Here is a 20,739-nt window from a genome sequence, read left to right as displayed (position 1 = left end):
CAGACCAGCTAGGGAAGAGAAAATCTCTCAATTGAATTTAAATGATTATTAGTGAGTAATTATCTACAAAAATGATAAGGCAAAATAGCCAAATGCGGTTATCTTTCGTTTTCTAACAATTATGCAGTGAACAGTCTTTTGATGTAATTCCTTGGTGCTCATGCGATCTTCATCATTCATACGGTCTGGTCACCTAGTATGAACCTTTATATCATTCAGCCTTAGCTGATCAGCTTCATTCTTTATCTTTGTAGGTAATTAAAACAAGTGAAATGTAACGATGGACAGATAGTAGAGAGGGGAAATGGGAAAATGGAAATTTTTAAATATATGGAGCAGTATGATTATGAACAATTGCTTTTTGTACAGGATAAACAATCTGGATTAAAAGCGATTATTGCTATACATGATACTACCCTCGGCCCTGCACTTGGTGGCACAAGAATGTGGACTTATGACACAGAGGAAGCTGCGATTGAAGATGCTCTTCGATTAGCGAAAGGCATGACATATAAAAATGCAGCTGCCGGCCTGAACCTTGGCGGAGGTAAAACAGTTATTATCGGTGATCCACGAAAAGATAAAAATGAAGAAATGTTCCGAGCATTTGGGCGTTATATTCAGGGATTGAATGGAAGATACATCACGGCAGAAGATGTTGGGACAACAGTAGCTGATATGGATATTATCCATGAGGAAACAGATTATGTAACGGGAATTTCACCTGCCTTTGGTTCATCAGGTAACCCCTCTCCCGTAACCGCTTACGGTGTATACAGGGGGATGAAGGCAGCAGCAAAAGAAGCTTTTGGAACCGATTCACTCGAAGGAAAAGTGATCGCTATTCAGGGAGTCGGAAATGTAGCCTATAATCTTTGTAAGCATCTTCATGAAGAAGGTGCGCAATTGATAGTGACAGATATTAATAGAGAATCAGTGAATCGGGCAGTCGAGGATTTTGGGGCAAAAGCAGTAGATCCTGCCGATATTTATAGTGTAGACTGTGATATTTATGCACCGTGTGCGCTTGGTGCGACAATTAATGATGAAACGATACATCAAATAAAAGCGAAGGTTATTGCAGGAGCAGCTAATAATCAATTAAAAGAAACACGCCATGGTGATGCTATTCACGAAATGGGTATTATTTATGCCCCTGATTATGTGATTAATGCCGGTGGTGTTATAAATGTCGCGGATGAATTATATGGGTATAACCAGGAACGGGCTTTGAAAAAAGTAGAAGGTATCTATAGCAATATTGAAAAAGTAATCGAGATTGCTAAAAGAGACGGAATTCCAACGTATGTTGCTGCGGACCGTATGGCTGAGGAGAGAATTGAAAAATTAAAACAATCTAGAAGCCAATTTTTATTAAACGGCCGTCATATTTTAAACCGTCGTCGTTAACCAAACAAGGAAAGAGAGTCCGTATTTTTGTCTATGAGCGGACTCTTGATTACTTTAAAAAAAGTTCATGATAGTGGCGGGGTTCCATCAGTGTGTTTTGATATGATTTTTTCCTTAAATCTACCTGGTGGTAAGACCAGTTGAAGATATAAAGAAGCGTTAAAAGAACCGTTTTCTATAGAGAAATCAAAATATATAAAATGATTGAATAGAAGAAGTTGGGATGTGAATGAATAATGGCAATTGAATATGATTTGGTCATATTGGGAGGCGGGACAGGCGGTTATGTAGCGGCCATACGAGCTTCTCAGCTTGGTTTAAAAACAGCGATTGTAGAAAAAGGCAAAGTAGGCGGAACATGCCTGCATGCAGGATGCATACCTTCCAAAGCACTATTACGTAGTGCAGAGGTCTATCAAACGGTTAAACATGCAGCTGAGTTTGGAGTGGAGGTATCAGAGCCGCGTATAAATTTCCTTAAAGCACAGGAACGAAAAGAAAGAATCGTAGAACAGCTCCATAAGGGCGTGCACTATCTAATTAAACAAGGAAAAATTGATTTATATGAAGGGCACGGCCGAATCCTTGGACCTTCCATTTTTTCTCCGATGCCGGGTACCATCTCCGTAGAGATGAATAATGGAACAGAGAATGAAATGTTACTTCCGAAAAATGTCCTAATTGCGACAGGATCAAGACCAAAATCCTTACCGGGTTTAAAGATAGATGGTGATCTTGTTATGTCTTCAGATGAAGCTTTACAGTTAACCGAATTACCATCTTCCTTACTTATTATCGGGGGTGGAGTGATCGGTGTTGAGTGGGCCTCCATGATGGCGGATTTTGGAGTAAATGTAACGATTCTAGAGTATGCAGACCGCATCATCCCAACAGAGGATCGAGATATATCAAAAGAGATGCACAGCCTGTTAAAGAAAAAAGGGATTAAGATTATTACCAATGCACAGGTGAAGCCTGAAACATTGCGAACCGAACAGAAGGTATTCATCTCTGCCGTACGGAATGGAAAAATGGAAGAATATGAGGCGGAAAAAATTCTTGTTTCTGTTGGTAGACAAGCAAATGTAGAAGGTATTGGGTTACAAAACACAGATATTAAAATTGAAAAGGGTGTAATAGCGGTTAATGAGGTTTATCAAACAGAGGAATCGCATATTTATGCCATTGGTGATGTTATAGGTGGGTTGCAATTGGCTCATGTGGCAAGCCATGAGGGAATCACAGCTGTAGAACATATCGCAAATGAAAACCCGCAACCGCTTCAATATGATTTAATCACAAGATGTATTTACAGCAGTCCTGAAGCAGCAAGTGTAGGGATTACAGAAGATGAGGCTATTCAGCGTGGTCATAAGATAAAGGTAGGGAAATTTTCCTTCAAGGCGATTGGCAAGGCATTGGTTTACGGGGAATCGGACGGCTTTGTAAAAATGATTTCTGATGAAGAAACGGATGATTTATTAGGCGTACATATGATTGGTCCGCATGTTACAGATATGATATCTGAGGCTGGATTGGCTCTGATTTTAAATGCAACGGCTTGGGAGGTAGCACAGGCTATTCATCCACATCCATCATTAGCAGAAGCTATTGGGGAAGCCGCGTTGGCCGTTGATGGCAATGCAATTCATTCTTAAATACTAAAGTGCGAACAAAGAGGAGGTTTATTCAATGAGTAAAAACAGGCTTGATGTCCTTGGTTTAACAGACGAAACGGTATTGAAAATGTATGAAACAATGCTGATGGCACGACGAATAGATGAAAGAATGTGGCTATTAAACCGCTCTGGTAAAATTCCTTTTGTTATTTCTTGTCAAGGACAGGAAGCAGCCCAGGTAGGAGCAGCGTTTGCGCTAGATACGAATAAGGATTATGTACTGCCCTATTATCGTGATATGGGGGTTGTTCTTACATTTGGGATGACACCCACTGAATTAATGCTCTCAGGATTTGCAAAAGAGGAGGATCCAAACTCTGGCGGCAGGCAAATGCCAGGCCATTTTGGTCAGAAGAAAAATCGGATTGTAACTGGGTCGTCTCCAGTTACCACTCAAGTTCCGCATGCAGTCGGAATTGCCCTAGCTGGAAAGATGGAAAAGAAAGATTTAGTGACATTTGTTACCTTTGGTGAAGGTTCATCGAATCAGGGAGATTTCCATGAGGGAGCCAATTTTGCTGGTGTACATAAACTTCCTGTAATATTCATGGTCGAAAATAATAAATATGCGATTTCTGTTCCGATTGAAAAACAATTAGCCTGTGAAAAGGTATCTGATCGTGCGATTGGGTATGGCATGCCCGGTGTTACTGTAGATGGAAATGACCCAATTGAAGTATATAAAGTTGTCAAAGAGGCTGCAGATCGTGCCAGACGCGGTGAAGGCCCTACTTTAATTGAAACCATCTCCTATCGTCTCACTCCACATTCAAGTGATGATGATGATCGCAGCTACCGTGCGCCAGATGAGGTGGCTAAAGCCAAAACAAATGACCCGATTATTACATTTGGGGCTTATTTGAAGGAGATTGGCCTTATGGATGATGAGAAAGAGGCAGAAATCAATGATCGAATCATGGAAATGGTGAATGAAGCAACAGATTACGCTGAAAATGCTCCATATGCAAAAGCAGAGGACACTCTGAAATATGTGTATGCTGAGTCGAGAGGAGAGTAAAAGATGCCTGTCATTTCATATATTGATGCGATAACCATGGCGATGAGAGAAGAAATGGAACGCGATGAAAAAGTTTTTATTTTAGGTGAAGATGTAGGGAGAAAAGGGGGCGTTTTTAAGGCAACAAATGGACTGTATGAACAATTTGGCGAAGAGCGTGTGCTGGACACTCCTTTGGCGGAGTCAGCTATTGCAGGTGTGGGAATCGGAGCAGCTATGTATGGTATGCGGCCGATTGCGGAAATGCAATTTGCTGATTTTATTATGCCGGCAGTAAACCAAATCATCTCTGAGGCAGCAAAAATACGATACCGTTCTAATAATGACTGGCATTGTCCGATTGTCATTCGTGCTCCCTACGGTGGAGGAGTACATGGGGCGTTATATCATTCTCAATCAGTAGAGGCTATCTTTGCTAATCAGCCTGGATTAAAAATTGTTATGCCTTCTACTCCCTATGATGCAAAAGGACTTTTAAAAGCAGCGATTCGTGATGAAGACCCAGTTCTTTTCTTTGAACATAAACGAGCCTATCGTCTGATTAAAGGAGAGGTACCCGGCGATGACTATGTATTGCCGATTGGCAAAGCAGATGTAAAAAGAGATGGTGAAGACATTACAGTCATCACTTATGGATTGTGTGTCCACTTTGCCCTTCAGGCAGCAGAAAAATTGGCTAAGGATGGAATCTCCGTCCATGTTCTTGATTTAAGAACGGTCTATCCACTTGATAAGGAAGCGATCATTGAGGCTGCCTCTAAAACTGGTAAAGTTCTTTTAATTACGGAGGATACGAAGGAAGGCAGTATTGTCAGCGAGGTTGCAGCCATTATAGCAGAGAACTGCCTTTTTGATTTAGATGCCCCGATTAAACGTTTGGCAAGTCCGAATGTTCCGGCGATGCCGTATGCACCAACTATGGAAAAGTATTTTATGGTCAATCCCGAAAAGGTAGAAAAAGCAATGAGAGAATTAGCAGACTATTAAACTAAAGTGAGGAAGGAGACTTGATCTGTATGCCAATCGAGCAGATGAATATGCCTCAACTCGGGGAAAGTGTAACAGAGGGGACAATCTCAAGCTGGCTCGTAAAGCCAGGTGATAGAGTAAATAAATATGATCCGATTGCTGAAGTTATGACGGATAAAGTAAATGCTGAAGTTCCGTCCTCTTTTACGGGAGTGATTGAAGAACTGATTGCAGAAGAGGGACAAACCCTTCCGGTAGGAGAAGTGATGTGCAGCATTCAAATCGAAGGATCGGATAGTGGATCCAAAGAGACAACGAAGAAAGCAAAGACGGAATCTGTAGCTAAAGGTGAAACATCCGCCCAGAACGACCATTCCAATAGAAGACGGTATTCACCAGCTGTATTAAAACTATCCCAGGAACATGGAATTAACCTGGGTAGCGTAACCGGAAGCGGTGCTGGAGGCCGCATTACCCGTAAAGATATTTTAAAAGTGATTGAAACAGGTACGGATATTCAAAATCCAAGTGCCACTGAAAAAGATGAACCGAAAACTCCTATTCAGCAGTCACTGAAGTCTGCGGTCTCCTCTGAAACGATCAAGAAGCAGGAACCAAGCACGAATGATTCGGCTGTAGAAAACGGAGATTTAGCCATCCCGCTAACAGGAATCAGGAAAGCAATCGCACAAAATATGCTGCGTTCCAAGCATGAAATTCCACATGCATGGACAATGATTGAAGCAGATGTAACCAATCTGGTTCAATACCGAGATTCTTTAAAAGATGAATTTAAGAAAAGAGAAGGCTATAACCTAACTTATTTCGCCTTTTTTGTAAAAGCAGTTGCACAAGCATTAAAGGAATTTCCTGAAGTCAATTCAATGTGGGCCGGGGATAAGATTGTCCAAAAGAAAGATATTAATATTTCGATAGCTGTAGCTACAGACGAGGCCTTATTTGTTCCTGTTATTAAGCACGCGGATGAAAAAACAATTAAGGGAATTGCACGTGAAATTAATGAATTGGCCAAAAAGGTCCGTTCCGGTAAATTGAAGTCTGAAGATATGCAGGGTGGGACATTTACGGTTAATAATACCGGCTCATTCGGTTCCATCCAATCGATGGGGATTATTAATCACCCACAGGCTGCGATACTTCAAGTCGAATCGATTGTAAAAAAACCAGTTGTGATGGATGGAAATATGATTGCTATCCGTGATCGAGTAAATCTATGTCTATCGTTGGATCATCGTGTTCTTGATGGATTGGTTTGTGGAAGATTTCTGGCCAGAGTGAAAGAAATCCTGGAAAACATCACAAGCGATCATACACCGATTTATTAATCGGATAATGGAAGGCGCACAGTATGTGTGTCTTTTTTTAGAACATTTCCCGAGAAATAAACGACTAATTTAAGGTGAGTAACGGAAATGAAAGAATCGACAACAATGGGAGTGAGTAGGAAATTTTATTTTTCTTTCCTTATTAAAAGGAGATATACAAGTAGGTGAAGAAATTATAGTTTAAAAGGGGGATTAGGGCATGAAGTACACAATAGAACCTGTAGCCTTTGTGCAAAATAGCAGGAAAGAAATTACAGATGATAATTGGGGCGATATTATTTCGTTCATTGAACTGGCGGAGAATATACATGATTCGTCAATGGAAGGGATACACGAATTTTCTCATTTAGAGATCATTTTTTATTTTGATAAAGTGGATGATCAGAAGATTCAGTATGAAGCAAGATACCCAAGAAATAACAAACAATTTCCTAAGGTAGGTATCTTCTCTCAGCGAGGTAAAAACCGGCCAAATAAGATTGGGGTTACTACGGTTGAACTGATGGAGGTTAGGCATAGACAGCTTATTGTAAAAGGATTAGATGCGTTGGATGGTACACCGGTCATTGATATAAAACCTGTTATGAATGAATTTTTGCCGAAAGGAAAAGTTTCACAACCCAGCTGGTCAAGTTCATTAATGGAGAAGTATTGGTGATAGGGCGTATTGAGATCCAGAAATAAATCACTTAGTACTCTAGTGAGGATTATTTACCTTTTATTGGAGAAATTGGGTATAAGCGTGATACTATAAATTTACTAACTATTTTGTTAATTAGCGAGGGGAGGGAGCTTTCTTTTTAAGAAAGCGAGCTATGAATATAAAGGATGCTAGAAATGATCAATTTAAACAAGCAACAGAAGAGCAATGGGAGAAAGCAGTCTTAAAATCCCTAAAGGGTAAAGAATTAGATATGTTACAGACCGAAACATTTGAAAAAATTATTTTGAAACCGCTTTATTTTAAAAGCCCTGAAAAAGACGAAGTACCTGGAAAACCTCCCTATACGAGAGGAATCTATGAATCTGGCTATCTCCACCACCCATTAAAAATTTGCCAAGTAGCAAGAGGGGAAAATCTTAAGGAAACAATTATCGAGTCCCTTGCAAATGGACAAAATACCATCTCTTTTGATGTCAATGGCCTTGGTGATGAAGATTTGAATAATCTATTGAATCATCTGCCAATTCAGGAGCATCCTTTATTTCTGTTGCCTGGTGACCGACAGGAAATCCTTATGGAAAAGCTGGGTAAAGGCCTAACTAACCAACAAGGAATAGTGGCGCGAGATCCTATTTCGGATTGGGCTGAAAAAGGATCCATGCCAACTAAAGAAACTAGTAGCTTATCTAAATGGTTTCATCAAATAAAAGAATGGAATTTATCATCCCCAACTATAAAAACAATCCTCATTAATAGTAAGCCGTATCATGAATCGGGAGCAGATGCTGCCAAAGAGATTGCATATGCATTATCTCTTGGTGCGCATTATGTATATGAAGGGATACAGGCAGGGCTATCTTCAAAAGAGACGGCAGAAAAAATGGTTTTTTCATTCGCTATCGATTCTGTATTTTTTATGCAAATTGCCAAACTTCGTGCTGCCCGAAAGCTTTGGTATGCAATCGGTAAGGCGTATGGGAATGAAAATACCTTTAAGATGGACATCCATGCACAGACCTCGCAAAGAAACAAAACGACTTTTGACCGTCATGTCAATCTCCTCCGTACAACGAATGAAGCATTGGCAGCCATAATTGGGAACTGTCAGTATCTAACAGTCAATACGTTTGATGAGATGCTCACGAACAATAGTTCACTAGGAAAACGACTGGCAAGAAATATTCCTCATATTCTTAGGGAGGAATCTATGTTAATGAAAACGGCTGACCCAGGTGGAGGGTCCTACTATTTGGAGGCTTTAACAGATGAACTGTGCCAGCAGGCGTGGGATCAGTTCGTTAAATTAGAGAAAAAAGGCGGTATTCTCTCCGAGTTGAAGAAGGGGCAAATACAAAGAGAGTTAGCAGACCTTGCTAAAAACAGATTATCAGCGGTAGCCGTTAGGAAGGAAAGGGTCGTCGGAATAAATACGTATGCAAATCCAAAAGAAGAACGACCGGATGCGATAAAAAATTTAACAGAAAAGCCAAGCATCCAACAGGGAGAAAAAGAAATATTCCCTCTTGAGCGAATCCGTTTAGCTTCGGAATTTGAAGCGATTCGTTCGATGAATCTTACATGGGGAAGTGAAATAAGAATTATGGTCATTGGACTTGGGCGAGTCTCTCAAGCTAAGCCGTATATAGATTTCTCAAAAGAACTATTAGCAGCCGGCGGGCTAAGTTATACAGAAAAAACTGAAATTATGAGCAACGCAATGTTGAAGGAAGAAATAAAAAATAGCGATGCCGACTATATCTTAATTTGTGGGGATGAGAATGATATAGATGGACCATTAACGACTCACAAAGAAAACGAGGCTATGCATATTTATGCAGTTGGGAATTTTAATTTAGCAATCAAGGAATTAAATTGGCAAAAAATTGATCGCCATACAAATATGATCGACTTATTAACCACTCTTTCATCAATGCGGGAGGTAAAAGCATGAAGAAACCAGATTTTTCACAAATAGAATGGCAGTCTGTCCATGAAGAATTCGTAACTGCAACAGCAGATACATTTACAGACATTCCTACCTTCGAATCAAATGAGCAAATACCGTTAAAGCCTCTTTATCATGGGGAGGACATCAAGGAAGTAGAGCATGTTCCGTCTTTCCCTGGAATTGCTCCCTTTACCCGTGGGCCATATGCAGCGATGTACGTGAACCGGCCATGGACCGTTCGTCAATATGCAGGTTTTTCTACAGCTGAAGAATCGAATGCTTTTTACAGAAGAAATTTAGAAATGGGACAAAAAGGATTATCCGTCGCATTTGATTTAGCCACTCATCGAGGATATGATTCCGATCACCCACGTGTGGTTGGGGATGTTGGAAAAGCAGGCGTCGCAATTGATTCTATTGAAGATATGAAAATATTGTTTTCTGGTATCCCTTTGGATAAAATGTCCGTTTCCATGACAATGAATGGGGCTGTATTGCCTGTGATGGCGTTTTATATAGCTGCGGCAATTGAGCAGGGGGTAGAACAATCTAAGCTCACTGGTACTATTCAAAATGATATTTTAAAAGAATATATGGTACGGAATACGTATATTTATCCACCTCAAATGTCTATGAAAATTATAGCGGATATTTTTGAATATACTTCCGCCTATATTCCCAAATTCAACAGTATTTCCATCTCCGGATATCATATGCAGGAGGCGGGAGCACCTGCAGATTTGGAGCTTGCCTACACATTGGCAGATGGAATAGAGTACGTGAAAACGGGTTTAGAAGCAGGCATACCTATTGACACATTTGCTCCGCGCTTATCGTTTTTCTGGGGAATCGGTATGAACTATTTTATGGAAGTGGCTAAACTTAGAGCGGCACGGTTTTTATGGGCAAAACTTATGAAGCAATTTGATCCGCAAAATGAAAAATCGCTGGCTCTCAGAACGCATTCTCAGACATCGGGTTGGAGCCTTGCGGAGCAGGACCCTTTTAATAATATTGCCAGAACCTTAATAGAGGCGCATGCAGCTGCTCTTGGACATACACAGTCTTTACATACGAATGCTTTTGATGAAGCGATTGCGTTACCAACAGAGTTCTCAGCCAGTATTGCCAGAAATACCCAGTTATTTTTGCAAGAGGAAACAGGAATCACGAATGTTATTGATCCATGGGGCGGATCTTATTATGTTGAATCTTTGACGAATCAGTTAATTGAGAAAGCATGGAGCCACTTAGAAGAAATCGAAGAACTTGGCGGTATGGCAAAGGCAATCGAATCTGGCCTCCCTAAACTAAGAATTGAAGAAGCAGCCGCACGCAGGCAAGCAAAAATTGATTCAGGAGAAGAAGTCATTATCGGTATCAATCAATTTAGAACAGACGAAAAAGAACAATTCGATATCCTTGAAATTGATAATTCCAAGGTTCGCGAACAGCAAATTAAGAGGCTTGAGACTATCAAAGGTAAGCGGAACCAAGAACAGGTAGTGAAAACGCTTGATGCATTAACTGAAGCAGCGCGTACGGGAGATGGGAATCTGTTGGAATTAGCTATAGAGGCAGCGATCGCGAGGGCGACTTTAGGTGAAATATCCGATGCGATTGAAGCAGTTTCCGGACGTCATCGAGCTATTATTCGTACAATTAGTGGAGTCTATGGGTCCCATTATCGTGGGGCGGATAAAATAAATGAAGTCAGAGAATTAACGGAAGAATTTTTACTTAATGAGGGACGTCGTCCCCGAATTCTAATTGCAAAAATGGGTCAGGATGGCCATGATCGCGGTGCAAAAATAGTTGCCTCTGCTTATGCAGACCTTGGGTTTGATGTGGATATGGGACCACTGTTTCAAACGCCGGAGGAGTCTGCTAAACAGGCAGTGGAAAATGATGTGCATGTTATAGGGATGAGCTCTTTAGCGGGAGGACATAAAACACTCATGCCGCAGTTGGCGATGGAGTTAAAAAAACTTGGCCGGGAAGATATTGTAATCATTGCCGGGGGTGTTATTCCGGAACAGGATTATGAGTATTTATACGAGCATGGCGCATCAGCCATATTTGGTCCGGGAACCATCATACCAGAAGCAGCCACTACGATTTTACATGAAATTTATAAAAGGCTTGGGTATGAGGAAGTGTCTAAAAATGATAGACCATAATCAAAACAAGAAAAAAAGATTTAGGAGAGTTCACAATAAGGCCCTTAATACAGAGGATCTTGTCCAGAACTTACGAACGGGTCAATTACAAGCGTTATCCAAAGCAATTACATTAGTTGAAAGCAAAGGAAATGTTTATCGTACACAGGCAGAGGATGTTTTGCAAGCCATTCTCCCCTATACAGGCAATTCAATTCGAATAGGGATCAGTGGTGTGCCGGGAGCAGGGAAAAGCACCTTTATTGAGAATATGGGATTATACTTATGTGAGCTTGGATATAAAGTAGCTGTACTAGCCATTGATCCAAGCTCTTCCATCAGTGGAGGCAGTATCCTTGGAGATAAAACGCGTATGGAAGAACTATCGAAGCATCCTAATGCCTTTATTCGACCTACTGCTTCAGGTGGGAAATTAGGCGGCGTCCATCGTAAAACACGAGAGAGTATGATGATGTGTGAAGCTGCCGGATATTCAGTGATTCTAGTGGAGACTGTTGGGGTTGGCCAAAGCGAGGCGGAAGTAAGGGATATGGTGGATTTTTTCCTCCTTCTGACTCTAACGGGTGCCGGAGATGAACTGCAAGGAATGAAAAAAGGAATTTTGGAGCTTGTGGATGGTATTGCTGTGAATAAAGCAGACGGGGAGAATGAGAGATTGGCAATGAGAGCTAAGGAAGAGTACAGTCAGATCCTCCATGACCATACACCGTCTACAAAGGATTGGACAGTAAAAACATTTACCTGCTCTGCTTTACATAAAAAAGGACTAAATGAAATATGGGAGTCGATTCTTGATTTTTGCGAATTTACAAGGGAAACAGGCGAATTTTCGAATAGAAGAAAGCGGCAGCTCACAAAGTGGTTTGAGAGTGAAGTGGAACAGCAAGTCCTTGATCACTTTTATGCAAATAAAATGGTGAAAGAACTCCTGCCAATCATAGAAGAGAAGGTCAAAAATGGAGAAGAAATTGTTTCAAAGGCAGCCTCAGAATTATTTCATCTGTATTTTCTCTCTAAAGATAAGTAAAATGAATAATGAAACATAAAAAATGGATAGCCGTTTGGCTATCCGTAAATTTAGGAGTATAGGGGGTCATCTTAATTAAATGTACTATTCCCCTATGCAAGTTAACTAAACCTAAAATGGAATATTTTATAAATTGGAGCTGCTCTGATACTATATAGATAGCTCTGTTAGAAAGGAAGATGTTAAAATGAGCATGAATTTTAATTTATTCATGAATGATGTAGTTCGCCAGGCACGTGAGGAAATACAAAAAGCAGGTTATACAGAATTAAAGACAATAGAAGAAGTTGATGAGGCGCTTACGAACAAGGGAACCACGTTGGTCATGGTTAACTCTGTTTGTGGGTGTGCTGGAGGTATTGCTCGTCCTGCTGCCTATCATGCAGTGAATTATGACAAAAGGCCGGATCAATTGGTAACCGTCTTTGCAGGCCAGGATAAAGAAGCTACTGCCAGAGCGAGAGAATATTTTACGGGTTATCCACCTTCCTCCCCGTCATTTGCGCTATTAAAGGATGGAAAAATCCTTAAGATGGTTGAGCGTCACGAGATTGAGGGGCATGAACCAGTAGAAGTAATTGAGAATCTCCAAAAAGCTTTTGATGAATATTGTAAAGAAGTTTAAAGAAATAAAAGAAATAAAGTCCATGTAGAGGCTTTATTTAAAAACACTGAATATAATTAAATTTTATATATAATTTCAATATAATATTATCGAAGAAGTATCAATTAATGATACTTCTTTTTTCGTTTTATATAAAATATTTAAACTATTTTAATATAATATTAAATATTTTGCAAAACTATATTTATGTGTTAAAATACAATTTGTTGTATATATAATCAGTAAAAATCTTAATCATAGAGGTTGATAGTTTATTCATGCATAACAATGATACTATCAGCATGAAAACATAATCTAGCGGGGGTAAAGGAAAATGAAAAAATGGTTGCTTAGTTTATTGACAGTTGTATTGTCTGTTTCAGTATTAACAGCTTGCGGCAGTTCGGACGAATCAAGTGGTGATTCTGGAGATAAAAAAGTTTTAAAAATGGCTACATCAGCCGATTACAAACCATTCGAATATATTGATACAGCGAAAAGTGATGAAATCATTGGCTTTGATGTAGATCTAGCAAAAGCGATTGCTGGTAAACTTGGTTATGAAGTACAAGTTGTCGATATGGATTTTGGTGGTTTGGTAACAGCTCTGAAAAATGGACAAGCTGATTTTGTTATGGCTGGGATGACTCCAACTGAGGAGCGTAAAAAGAATGTGGATTTCTCTGATGTTTATTACACAGCAAACCATATGATTGTTACTTCAAAGAAAAGCAAAATCGAATCAGCTGAAGACCTGAAAAATAAAAAAATCGGGGTTCAAATGGGTTCTATTCAAGAACAAAAAGCCCAGGAATTAGCAAAAACAACAAAAATGACGGTTGAAAATCGTGATAAGATTCCTGAACTGGTACAGGAAATAAAAGCAGGACGTTTTGATGCTGCTATAATTGAAGATCTAGTTGCAAAAGGTTATCTTGAGAAGAATAAAGATTTAACAGGATTCCTTCTTGAAGGAGATACAGAAGAAATTGGATCAGCCATTGCCTTCAAAAAAGACAGTGAATTGCGCGATCAATTTAATGCTGAGCTTAAAAAGATGAAAGAAAATGGAGAACTGGATGAATTAGTTCTAAAATGGTTTGGCGGGGACGCTGAATAAGGAAATTTCAGAAAGGGAGTGACCCTTTCTGAAATTTTTCTTTTTATTAATTAGATAGGAGAAAGTTTATGAATCTTGATTTTACAGATATTATTCCTTCTATGCCTTATATACTGGAAGGTGTTTATACGACATTGCAAATAGCTGCACTGGCTGCATTGTTTGGTTTTTTACTTGGAACAATTATTGCCTTGTGCAAAATTACTACTATTAAGCCTCTTATTTGGTTGGCTGATTTTTATACATCCATCTTTAGAGGTACTCCTTTAGTTCTTCAATTAATGATTATTTATTTTGCTTCACCGCAATTATTTGGTTTTCAGATTGAAGGGTATTGGGCAGCCGTTCTTGCGTTTTCTTTAAACTCAGCTGCTTATATTTCTGAGATTATCCGTGGGGGAGTTCTTGCGGTAGACAAAGGACAAAGAGAAGCAGCAATGGCGCTTGGTGTTCCTTATAGTAGTATGATGGCCAACATCATCCTGCCGCAGGCCTATAAAAATATCTTACCTGCCTTAATGAATGAATTCATCACGCTTACAAAGGAATCTGCGATTGTCACAACGATTGGCGTAATGGATATTATGAGACGTGCCTACCAAGTCGGGGGCCAAACCTTCCAATATTTAGAGCCACTTCTTTTTGCGGGTTTAATTTACTATGTATTGGTTATGATTTTAACGCTGATCGGAAAAATGCTTGAAAAGAGGTTGCAGCACTGATGATTAAAGTAAAAGACCTATATAAAAGCTTTGGAAAGCTGGACGTTCTAAAAGGGATCTCCACAGAAATAAAAGAGGGAGAAGTAATTGCTGTTATAGGACCATCTGGTTCTGGTAAATCAACCTTTCTCCGTTGTTTAAACTTAATGGAAAAGCCGACTTCCGGGCAAATCTGGATTAAGAATGAGGAGATTACAGCACCAAAAACAAATGTTTTGGCCATGCGCCAGAATGTAGGAATGGTATTCCAGCACTTCTATTTGTTTCCTCATAAAACAGTGTTGGAAAATATTATGTATGCTCCAATTAAGGTTCGTAAAGTAAAGAAAGAGCAAGCGAAACAGGAAGCAATGGAGCTGCTCAAGAAAGTCGGCATGCAAGATAAAGCGGATGTCTACCCTGAGCGCCTCTCTGGTGGTCAAAAACAAAGGGTAGCGATTGCAAGAGCACTTGCCATGAAGCCTGAAATCATGTTATTTGATGAACCGACTTCAGCCCTCGATCCTGAAATGGTAAAAGAGGTTCTCGAGGTTATGAAGTCACTGGCGACTTCTGGTATGACGATGGCGATTGTGACGCATGAAATGGGATTCGCCAAAGAAGTGGCCGATCGAGTATTGTTTTTGGATGGAGGCGTAATAGTGGAGGATGCTCCTCCGGCAGAGTTTTTCTCTCAACCTAAATCCGAGCGTGCGAATGACTTCTTGCAAAAAGTACTTTAAAAAGTTTATGATATGTTTAAAAAGATGGTCTGATGTCAGAGCGTCTTTTTTGCATTAAATTTGCAGGAGAGGTTGTTCTAGTATGTTTAAAATCGGTTATCGAACCGTTAAAACGGCGATAGGAACGCCAATTGCCATTTATGTTGCTCAATTAATAGGGCTTCAAAGTTTCGCTTCCGCAGGAATTATAACGATTTTATGTATCCAGAGAACAAAGAAACGGTCGTTCAGAGCTGCTGGTGAGCGTTTTTTCGCTTGTTCGTTAGCGATGATTTATTCCTTTGCATTTTTTGAACTTCTCGGATATACACCTCCTGTCATTGGATTAATGCTGTTATTTTTTATTCCGACTACTGTAGCATTAAAGATATCTGGTGGTATCGTAACAAGCAGTGTAATTATTCTACACTTATACGGTTCAAACTCGATTACATTAGCAAGCTTGCTTAATGAATTTTTACTTGTGGTTATTGGGATTACAGTTGCTTTTTTGGTTAACTTTTATATGCCGAACATGGAGCGGGAACTGAAAAAATATCGGGAAGAAATTGAAAAGCTCTATAGCATTATTCTGAAGGAACTCAGTGAATACTTGATTACGGGGAACAGTGTCTGGAGCGGTAAAGAAATCATAGATGCAGAAAGTTTAGTCCGGAAAGCTGTCTATTATGCAGCACTGGAGGAAGAAAATCATAAAATAGTTGATGATGCTTCTTATTATCACTATTTTAAACTCCGCGAAAAACAATTGAGTATTTTAAAGAGAATACTTCCTTTAGCAGCTAAAATGGATTTATCAGGCGATGAAGTCAGTCATGATTTGGGTGAATACATTGGTTTTTTAAGTGATAATGTCCACTATCATAATACTGCCCATGAATACATACATATGCTTGAGGAGTTAGTGGAAGAAGTAAAGAAAAAAGAGATTCCGACAACCTTCGAGGATTTTGAAAAACGGGCAGCCCTTTTCCAGCTTATTAAAGAATTAAAGGACTATCTAATTATCAAAAGTACAGTGAAACCGCTGCCAAATACCAAATCAAAGCGATGAATGAAAATTAGCCATAGAGCCCATCCTAAACAATAAAAGGATGGGGTTTTTTTATGAAATGGATGACGCTTTGGTTAGTAATGCAGGTAATGTCACCGATATGGCCTCTAGGCCCCAATCCCATACCCGGTGATCCATTTATAGTGATTAATAAAAAGACTAATCAGCTTGTGTTTTTTGTTGAAAATCAGGAAAGATATCAATTTTCGATTGCAACTGGTAAAAACAATGAAGACACACCGGAGGGATTATTTACGATTGTCACAAAGTTTGAAGACCCGGAATATACCAAGAAGAAAATCCCGGGGAAGGATTTGAGAAATCCACTCGGTTCCAGATGGATGGGTGTAGATGCCCATGGAACAAATGGGAGAATTTACGGGATTCATGGAACAAATCAAGAGGATTCAATTGGCAAAAATGTATCTGCCGGCTGTATCAGGATGAAAAATAAAGAGGTCGAAACTCTGTTTGAATCAGTACCACTTGGAACAAGGGTATATATCTATAATAATTCTGACACTCCATCCACCTACGCCAGGTTATTTCATGCCATACACGAAAAAACCTCATCTGACTCTCCGTGAGAGTATAGATGAGGTTTATTTTAATTTTATAAGAATGCTGATAGACCTGATAGAAGAGTGACTACTACCATCGTAATAATCATAAGATAAACAATAATTTTTTGTGTACGCTTCTTGGACATAGAGTTACACTCCCTTTATATTCTTCTATTTGATACTACTATGTTTAGCAAAACTCCTCAAGTCTAAAAATATCATTCATTATTCAAGTGTAATTTCTTTATAGAATATTGAGAATGTTCTATTATTTAAATAGGAAGATTAAGGGGGATTTGTATGCAAAAGGAAATGAACCATATTGGGATTGCTGTTCGCTCCATTTCGAAAGCGCTTCCTTTATATGAAGGGATCTTTGGAATGGTAAATGAAGGGGAGGAAATTGTCGAAAGCCAAGGGGTGAAAGTCGTTTTTTTATCCGCTGGCAATACTCGGGTAGAATTATTGGAGCCTTTGCATGAAAAAAGTGCTGTTGCTAAATTTATCGAAAAAAGAGGAGAAGGCATTCACCATATTGCTCTTGAAGTAGATGATATCAAAGAAAGAATCAACGAACTTAAAAACAATGGTCTTCAAATGATTGATGAAGAACCCAGACCCGGTGCCCATCATACACAAGTAGCTTTTATACATCCTAAATCGGTACAAGGGGTTTTAGTAGAGATTCTAGAAAAGCCGAAACGGGAGGAATAGATAAGTGGATATGTATGAGAAAATAACTGAACTGTACGACAGAAAACATGATATCGAGCTTGGCGGCGGATTCGATAAAATTGAGAAGCAACATGATAAAGGGAAGCTGACAGCCAGAGAGAGAATTGACATTTTGGTCGATAAAAATAGCTTTGTCGAGCTGAATGCTTTTGTCGAACATCGCAATAAAGACTTTGGTTCTGATCAGGTGAAGGGGCCAGGCGATGGGGTTGTAACTGGTTATGGCAAAATCGATGGCAGACCGGTCTATATTTTTTCACAGGATTTTACCGTTTTTGGCGGTGCACTTGGTGAGATGCATGCCAAAAAAATATCGTCTATTATGGATTTAGCCGCCAAAAATGGAGCCCCTATCATTGGGTTGAATGATTCAGGTGGAGCAAGAATTCAGGAAGGTGTTACCTCGCTTGATGGGTATGGTCAGGTTTTTTATCGTAATGTTATCTATTCTGGAGTTGTCCCGCAAATATCGGTTATTATGGGGCCGTGTGCGGGAGGGGCTGTTTATTCTCCAGCAATTACTGATTTTGTCTTTATGGTCGACCAAACGAGCCAAATGTTCATTACTGGTCCAAAGGTAATTGAAACAGTAACGGGGGAAAAAATCAGTTCTGAAGATTTAGGTGGTGCAAAAGTTCATAATTCCATTAGTGGCAATGCACATTTTGAAGGAAAAACGGAGGAAGAAACATTACAAAAGGTAAGGAAAATTCTCTCCTATCTGCCTTTAAATAATGAAGAAAAACCACCTGTCAGGGAATGGAATGAGGAAAATGATTATTGTCCTGATATAGCTGAGCTTGTACCCTATGATGGAATTCGTCCCTATGATGTAAGGAAGGTTGTAATGGAAGTAGTCGATTCAGATTCTTTCTTTGAAATACAAGAGCATTTTGCGCGGAACCTGGTGATTGGTTTAGCGAGAATGAAAGGTGAAACGGTCGGATTGGTATGTAATCAGCCAAAATATATGGCGGGTGGACTCGACATCGATTCATCTGATAAAGCAGCAAGATTTATTCGGTTCTGTGATTCATTTAATATCCCGATTATTACATTTGAGGACGTTACGGGGTTTTTCCCGGGAATCAAACAGGAGCATGGGGGAATTATTCGACATGGCGCCAAAATTTTATATGCTTATTCAGAAGCAACGGTTCCAAAACTTACAGTCATTCTGCGTAAAGCCTATGGAGGGGCTTATGTAGCCTTAAATAGCAAATCAATTGGGGCAGACCTTGTCTATGCCTGGCCAAATGCAGAAATCGCTGTGATGGGACCTCAAGGGGCAGCTAATATCATTTTTGCTAAAGAAATTAACAGTAGTGATGATCCTGAAGCAGTACGTCAGCAAAAAATTGAAGAATATCGTGAAAAATTTGCAAACCCTTATGTTGCGGCCAGTCAAGGGATGGTCGATGATGTGATTGATCCAAGAGAAACTCGAATAAAACTGGCGCAGGCGTTAGAGATGCTTCGGACAAAGAAAGAATCAAGACCGTCCAAAAAACATGGTAATATTCCGCTTTAAACTTTTTAGAGTCCGGTTTCGGGCTCTATTTTTGTCTGTCTGTCTTTTGGAAAAATAGAAATAGCTTTTATCTACCAATACCAAAGTAAGTTAAGCTGAATAAAGATTCTTAAGTAGTAAATGGTAAACAAATAAGTCTATATTAAGGAAGTATCGAAGTATTTTAAATCTATATTTATATAGGGAAAAACTGTCTACCCTTTGTCCGGGCTCGACCTCTTTTCTTATGGAAGAAACATCGGTATACTTATAAAGTAACTTATTCCCGGTTAGGAGGAAGACAATTGATTAATGAAGAAAGATTATTACAAGAATTTTTAGAATTGGTGCAAATTGATTCTGAGACAAAAAATGAAGGACAAATAGCAAAAATCCTAAAAGATAAATTCAGCCTTCTGGGCCTGGATGTATATGAAGATAATGCAAAGGAACTTACCGGGTTTGGAGCAGGTAATTTAATTTGTACGTTACCAGGCACTAAAGAAGGTGTGGATACGATTTATTTTACATCCCATATGGATACAGTCGTTCCAGGTAAGGGTGTCAAACCTTCTATTAAAGATGGTTATGTAGTATCTGATGGTACGACTATTCTTGGGGCGGACGATAAAACGGGCCTTTCTGTTATGCTTGAAGTTATCCGTGTATTAAAAGAAAATAATATTGAACATGGCCCAATCCAGTTCATCATCACAGTTGGAGAAGAATCCGGCTTGGTGGGTGCAAAAGTATTGGATCGTTCTCTTATTAAAGCTACATATGGTTTTGCATTAGATAGTGATGAAGCAGTTGGCAATATCATTGTTGCTGCACCTACACAAGCGAAAGTTAACGCTATTATTAAAGGAAAAACAGCGCATGCAGGCGTTGCACCGGAAAAGGGCGTCTCTGCGATTACGATTGCGGCTAAAGCTATTGCTAAAATGCCGCTTGGAAGAATTGATGAAGAAACAACGGCTAATATCGGCCGCTTTGAAGGTGGTTCACAAACAAATATCGTTTGTGATCATGTAGAAATTCTTGCGGAAGCACGCTCTTTGATACCTGAAAAAATGGAAGCTCAGGTTGCTAAAATGAAAGATGCGTTTGAATCAGTAGCTGCTGAAATGGGTGGCTCTGCTGAAGTGGAAGTAACAGTTATGTACCCAGGATTCAAATATGACCACGGAGATCATGTGGTTGAAGTAGCTAAAAAAGCAGCTGAGAAAATTGGCCGTGAACCAAGACTTCTTCACAGCGGTGGAGGTAGTGATGCAAACGTAATCGCTGGACATGGTATTCCTACCGTAAACCTTGCAGTGGGATACGAAGATATCCATACAACAAACGAGAAAATGCCAATTGCTGAGTTAAATAAACTAGGTGAAATGGTATTGGCGATTATTGAAGAAGTTACAAATCCATCTAAATAATGCTAGCATGCATGATGCCACTGGAATAGTCCAGT

19 protein-coding genes are annotated in these 20,739 nt (G+C 39.6%); 18 read left to right on the top strand and 1 reads right to left on the bottom strand.

Features of this window, described 5'->3' with window-relative positions:
- Positions 1-312 precede the first annotated feature (312 nt).
- From bcd to AC58NB_RS12305, 15 genes are all read left to right on the top strand, one after another.
- Positions 313-1,410 carry a branched-chain amino acid dehydrogenase gene (gene bcd / locus AC58NB_RS12375; protein ID WP_497427144.1) on the top strand — a complete coding sequence of 366 codons (1,098 nt, stop codon included), beginning with the start codon at positions 313-315 and terminating at the stop codon, positions 1,408-1,410.
- 236 nt (positions 1,411-1,646) lie between these two features.
- Positions 1,647-3,068 (top strand): dihydrolipoyl dehydrogenase, encoded by a 1,422-nt coding sequence (gene lpdA / locus AC58NB_RS12370; protein WP_497427143.1) that lies wholly within the window; start codon positions 1,647-1,649, stop codon positions 3,066-3,068.
- A 34-nt stretch (positions 3,069-3,102) separates the two neighbouring features.
- The gene (locus AC58NB_RS12365; protein WP_497427142.1) at positions 3,103-4,107 is read left to right on the top strand and encodes a thiamine pyrophosphate-dependent dehydrogenase E1 component subunit alpha; all 1,005 of its coding nucleotides are present in this window, start codon (positions 3,103-3,105) and stop codon (positions 4,105-4,107) included.
- A 3-nt stretch (positions 4,108-4,110) separates the two neighbouring features.
- Positions 4,111-5,094 carry an alpha-ketoacid dehydrogenase subunit beta gene (locus tag AC58NB_RS12360; protein ID WP_497427141.1) on the top strand — a complete coding sequence of 328 codons (984 nt, stop codon included), beginning with the start codon at positions 4,111-4,113 and terminating at the stop codon, positions 5,092-5,094.
- A 29-nt stretch (positions 5,095-5,123) separates the two neighbouring features.
- Positions 5,124-6,422, top strand: coding sequence for a dihydrolipoamide acetyltransferase family protein (locus AC58NB_RS12355; RefSeq protein WP_497427140.1), 1,299 nt, complete (start codon positions 5,124-5,126; stop codon positions 6,420-6,422).
- Between the two features lie 199 nt (positions 6,423-6,621).
- A complete protein-coding gene (locus tag AC58NB_RS12350) occupies positions 6,622-7,080 on the top strand; it encodes an SAM-dependent methyltransferase (RefSeq protein WP_497427139.1) in 459 nt (152 codons plus the stop codon).
- 157 nt (positions 7,081-7,237) lie between these two features.
- Entirely contained in the window at positions 7,238-9,037 is a 1,800-nt protein-coding gene (locus AC58NB_RS12345) for a methylmalonyl-CoA mutase family protein (RefSeq protein ID WP_497427138.1), read from the top strand.
- On the top strand, positions 9,034-11,214 hold the full coding sequence (gene scpA / locus AC58NB_RS12340; RefSeq protein ID WP_497427137.1) for a methylmalonyl-CoA mutase: 2,181 nt from the start codon (positions 9,034-9,036) through the stop codon (positions 11,212-11,214). Before AC58NB_RS12345 ends, scpA begins: the two co-directional genes overlap by 4 nt.
- Complete coding sequence (gene meaB, locus AC58NB_RS12335) at positions 11,201-12,241, top strand: methylmalonyl Co-A mutase-associated GTPase MeaB (protein ID WP_497427136.1); 1,041 nt, start codon at positions 11,201-11,203, stop codon at positions 12,239-12,241. The genes scpA and meaB overlap by 14 nt, the downstream gene beginning before the upstream one ends.
- Before the next feature lie 187 nt (positions 12,242-12,428).
- Positions 12,429-12,866 (top strand): BrxA/BrxB family bacilliredoxin, encoded by a 438-nt coding sequence (locus AC58NB_RS12330; RefSeq protein ID WP_497427135.1) that lies wholly within the window; start codon positions 12,429-12,431, stop codon positions 12,864-12,866.
- A 313-nt stretch (positions 12,867-13,179) separates the two neighbouring features.
- A complete protein-coding gene (locus AC58NB_RS12325; RefSeq protein WP_497427134.1) occupies positions 13,180-13,965 on the top strand; it encodes a transporter substrate-binding domain-containing protein in 786 nt (261 codons plus the stop codon).
- Between the two features lie 68 nt (positions 13,966-14,033).
- Positions 14,034-14,687 (top strand): amino acid ABC transporter permease, encoded by a 654-nt coding sequence (locus AC58NB_RS12320; RefSeq protein WP_497427133.1) that lies wholly within the window; start codon positions 14,034-14,036, stop codon positions 14,685-14,687.
- The gene (locus AC58NB_RS12315) at positions 14,687-15,409 is read left to right on the top strand and encodes an amino acid ABC transporter ATP-binding protein (protein ID WP_497427132.1); all 723 of its coding nucleotides are present in this window, start codon (positions 14,687-14,689) and stop codon (positions 15,407-15,409) included. The genes AC58NB_RS12320 and AC58NB_RS12315 overlap by 1 nt, the downstream gene beginning before the upstream one ends.
- A gap of 82 nt (positions 15,410-15,491) precedes the next feature.
- The gene (locus AC58NB_RS12310) at positions 15,492-16,463 is read left to right on the top strand and encodes an aromatic acid exporter family protein (protein WP_497427131.1); all 972 of its coding nucleotides are present in this window, start codon (positions 15,492-15,494) and stop codon (positions 16,461-16,463) included.
- Positions 16,464-16,516: 53 nt separating this feature from the next.
- The gene (locus AC58NB_RS12305; RefSeq protein ID WP_497427130.1) at positions 16,517-17,050 is read left to right on the top strand and encodes a L,D-transpeptidase; all 534 of its coding nucleotides are present in this window, start codon (positions 16,517-16,519) and stop codon (positions 17,048-17,050) included.
- A 26-nt stretch (positions 17,051-17,076) separates the two neighbouring features.
- Here AC58NB_RS12305 and prli42 read toward each other — a convergent pair whose 3' ends face one another.
- The gene (prli42, locus tag AC58NB_RS12300; protein ID WP_497427129.1) at positions 17,077-17,172 is read right to left on the bottom strand and encodes a stressosome-associated protein Prli42; all 96 of its coding nucleotides are present in this window, start codon (positions 17,170-17,172) and stop codon (positions 17,077-17,079) included.
- A gap of 154 nt (positions 17,173-17,326) precedes the next feature.
- On the opposite strand from prli42, the gene mce reads away from it, so the two are divergent.
- From mce to AC58NB_RS12285, 3 genes are all read left to right on the top strand, one after another.
- The gene (gene mce, locus AC58NB_RS12295; protein ID WP_497427128.1) at positions 17,327-17,740 is read left to right on the top strand and encodes a methylmalonyl-CoA epimerase; all 414 of its coding nucleotides are present in this window, start codon (positions 17,327-17,329) and stop codon (positions 17,738-17,740) included.
- A 10-nt stretch (positions 17,741-17,750) separates the two neighbouring features.
- The gene (locus tag AC58NB_RS12290) at positions 17,751-19,292 is read left to right on the top strand and encodes an acyl-CoA carboxylase subunit beta (RefSeq protein ID WP_497427213.1); all 1,542 of its coding nucleotides are present in this window, start codon (positions 17,751-17,753) and stop codon (positions 19,290-19,292) included.
- A 284-nt stretch (positions 19,293-19,576) separates the two neighbouring features.
- Positions 19,577-20,704 (top strand): M20/M25/M40 family metallo-hydrolase, encoded by a 1,128-nt coding sequence (locus tag AC58NB_RS12285; RefSeq protein WP_497427127.1) that lies wholly within the window; start codon positions 19,577-19,579, stop codon positions 20,702-20,704.
- The last annotated feature ends 35 nt before the right edge of the window (positions 20,705-20,739 follow it).

This window comes from Pradoshia sp. TA40_28 (assembly GCF_059694525.1).
The sequence above is the reverse complement of the archived record's forward strand: the minus strand, read 5'-3'. Positions and strand labels throughout refer to the sequence as shown.

Excerpts from the sequence above, each read along its gene's own strand:
- bcd (WP_497427144.1), top strand. The coding sequence starts at position 313 with ATGGAAATTTTTAAATATATGGAGCAGTATGATTATGAACAATTGCTT.
- lpdA (WP_497427143.1), top strand. The coding sequence starts at position 1,647 with ATGGCAATTGAATATGATTTGGTCATATTGGGAGGCGGGACAGGCGGT.
- AC58NB_RS12365 (WP_497427142.1), top strand. The coding sequence starts at position 3,103 with ATGAGTAAAAACAGGCTTGATGTCCTTGGTTTAACAGACGAAACGGTA.
- AC58NB_RS12360 (WP_497427141.1), top strand. The coding sequence starts at position 4,111 with ATGCCTGTCATTTCATATATTGATGCGATAACCATGGCGATGAGAGAA.
- AC58NB_RS12355 (WP_497427140.1), top strand. The coding sequence starts at position 5,124 with ATGCCAATCGAGCAGATGAATATGCCTCAACTCGGGGAAAGTGTAACA.
- AC58NB_RS12350 (WP_497427139.1), top strand. The coding sequence starts at position 6,622 with ATGAAGTACACAATAGAACCTGTAGCCTTTGTGCAAAATAGCAGGAAA.
- AC58NB_RS12345 (WP_497427138.1), top strand. The coding sequence starts at position 7,238 with ATGAATATAAAGGATGCTAGAAATGATCAATTTAAACAAGCAACAGAA.
- scpA (WP_497427137.1), top strand. The coding sequence starts at position 9,034 with ATGAAGAAACCAGATTTTTCACAAATAGAATGGCAGTCTGTCCATGAA.
- meaB (WP_497427136.1), top strand. The coding sequence starts at position 11,201 with ATGATAGACCATAATCAAAACAAGAAAAAAAGATTTAGGAGAGTTCAC.
- AC58NB_RS12330 (WP_497427135.1), top strand. The coding sequence starts at position 12,429 with ATGAGCATGAATTTTAATTTATTCATGAATGATGTAGTTCGCCAGGCA.
- AC58NB_RS12325 (WP_497427134.1), top strand. The coding sequence starts at position 13,180 with ATGAAAAAATGGTTGCTTAGTTTATTGACAGTTGTATTGTCTGTTTCA.
- AC58NB_RS12320 (WP_497427133.1), top strand. The coding sequence starts at position 14,034 with ATGAATCTTGATTTTACAGATATTATTCCTTCTATGCCTTATATACTG.
- AC58NB_RS12315 (WP_497427132.1), top strand. The coding sequence starts at position 14,687 with ATGATTAAAGTAAAAGACCTATATAAAAGCTTTGGAAAGCTGGACGTT.
- AC58NB_RS12310 (WP_497427131.1), top strand. The coding sequence starts at position 15,492 with ATGTTTAAAATCGGTTATCGAACCGTTAAAACGGCGATAGGAACGCCA.
- AC58NB_RS12305 (WP_497427130.1), top strand. The coding sequence starts at position 16,517 with ATGAAATGGATGACGCTTTGGTTAGTAATGCAGGTAATGTCACCGATA.
- prli42 (WP_497427129.1), bottom strand. The coding sequence starts at position 17,172 with ATGTCCAAGAAGCGTACACAAAAAATTATTGTTTATCTTATGATTATT.
- mce (WP_497427128.1), top strand. The coding sequence starts at position 17,327 with ATGCAAAAGGAAATGAACCATATTGGGATTGCTGTTCGCTCCATTTCG.
- AC58NB_RS12290 (WP_497427213.1), top strand. The coding sequence starts at position 17,751 with ATGTATGAGAAAATAACTGAACTGTACGACAGAAAACATGATATCGAG.